Below are 599 nucleotides of genomic sequence, written 5' to 3' on the forward strand. Positions count from 1 at the left end.
TTGCCGGCGCCCGCGGCTGAAGACCTCGCCTACCTGATTTACACCTCGGGCACCACCGGGATCCCCAAAGGCGTGGCCATTAGCCACCGCAACCTGGCCCATTTGGCCGAGTCCTCACCCGCGGGGCTGCCGGTAACCCAGGTGTGGACGCAATGCCATTCGTATGCCTTCGACTTTTCGGTGTGGGAGATCTGGGCCGCCCTGCTCAGTGGGGCGCGACTGGTGGTGGTGCCCGAAGAGGTCACCGGCGCCCCCCACGACTTCCACGACCTGCTGGTCGCTGAAGGGGTAACGGTGTTGACCCAGACCCCCTCGGCGGTGGCCGCGCTGTCCCCGCAGGGCTTGGAATCGGCCGCGCTGCTACTTGGCGGGGAGGCCTGCCCGCCCGAGGTGGTCGATCACTGGGCGCCGGGACGAGTGGTGATCAACGCCTACGGGCCGACCGAGGCCACGGTCTATGCGGCGATGAGCGCCCCCCTGCACCCCGGGGTCACCACGGTGCCGATCGGTGCGCCGGTGGGTGGGGCGGCGTTGTTCGTGCTGGATGGGTGGTTGCGCCCGGTGCCGGTCGGGGTGGTCGGGGAGTTGTATGTGGCTGG

At 69.3% G+C, this 599-nt stretch carries 1 protein-coding gene; it reads left to right on the forward strand.

All coding sequences use genetic code 11. The annotated features are described in order from the left end of the window. The coding region (locus tag A5753_RS07775; RefSeq protein WP_156656000.1) for an AMP-binding protein at positions 1-599 on the forward strand (599 nt) is incomplete at both ends.

The sequence above is a fragment of the Mycobacterium sp. 852002-51971_SCH5477799-a genome, from assembly GCF_001667145.1.
Lineage (GTDB): Bacteria > Actinomycetota > Actinomycetes > Mycobacteriales > Mycobacteriaceae > Mycobacterium.